The sequence below is a fragment of the Paenibacillus sp. 01T422 genome, assembly GCF_056398785.1.
The window spans coordinates 1-1,253 of the sequence record NZ_JBFTQB010001301.1 but is presented as its reverse complement, the minus strand read 5'-3'; the positions used below and the strand labels follow the sequence as shown (position 1 = coordinate 1,253).

Here is a 1,253-nt window from a genome sequence, read left to right as displayed (position 1 = left end):
ATCCAAAGCCTGCTGGTTATGTAGATATGGTCGGAACGGGAAGCAATGATGGCGACGATACGGATATTCAAACGGAGATAGATGGTTACGAGATTGACTATCCGAAGGGATCCGCGGAAGGTACATCGAAACAGAAATCCATCCGTCGGAAAGCGCTAGGGGATACGGATAATAATAAGGCTGACTTCGGACAGTTCGATATCACGGGTGCCGCTACAACCGATCAAGACAGAGCTTTAAAAGGCCCCAAATACGGAGCTTATGGACAATGGTTTCTTCCATTAGGATATACGAACACAAGTTTGCCTGCTGCTTACGAACAAATGGCATACTCCGTGATGATGAGCGTTTATGGCGGTAAACCACCGTATTCTTTCTCAGCCACTGGCCTTCCAAACGGCTTATCGATCAATTCGACCACAGGGGAAGTGTACGGTGCGCCTGCACAAGGAACTTCTGTTACAACTAATGTTTACGTTAAAGTAACAGACAGTTTACTTGCACAGTACGGTCAGAATCTGTCCTTAACGGTCCTGGCTCCACAAGCTGTTAATGACGCTTTGAGCATCTCCAATATTGGACAATTCGCTGTAGGTGTTACGAATAAAGACGGCCGTGTAGCTGAAATTGTTAAGTACAACAAGGATAATAATAAGTTTTATTTAGTAAATGGTTCGGGGAATCCACCTAGTTTGGAAATCGTGCGTTTAGACCTTGTACAAGGTCCAGTCAAAGAGAAAACCATCACGATGAAGGATCTGGTTGAAAAGGAAGGTTTCTTATATGGAGATCTGACAAGTGTGGATGTCAATACAAAGACAAAACGAATTTCGTTATCTGTTCAAGAGCTGGATTCCAAGAAGCCAGGTAAAATCCTTGTCATGGATTATGACGGTAACGTTCTGAAGTCTTATGTAGCAGGCGTGCAGCCAGATATGATCAAAACGACAACGGATGGTCGATATATTTTGACCGCCAATGAAGGTGAGCCGCGCACAAGCGGAGCTGATCCTGAAGGAAGCATCACCATTGTTGATACAACTAATGATACGGTTTCGAATGTTAGATTCAATAATGTCTCCGTTATTGATGCTAAGGTACATATTCGCGGTGCATCTGATCCAGCGACTGGTGCTGTAACAGGGGAAGGACAGAAAGCGGATGCTGTGTTCGATTTGGAGCCGGAATATATCGCAATTTCTGAAGATAACTCCAAAGCCTATGTTTCGTTCCAAGAAAACAACGCAATCGGA

Annotated in this window: 1 protein-coding gene; it reads left to right on the top strand. The window is 44.3% G+C overall.

Annotated elements, in window-relative coordinates; all coding sequences use genetic code 11:
• Nucleotides 1-1,253: choice-of-anchor I domain-containing protein (locus AC1DUA_RS38235; RefSeq protein WP_477504659.1), on the top strand; the 1,253-nt coding region annotated here is incomplete at both ends.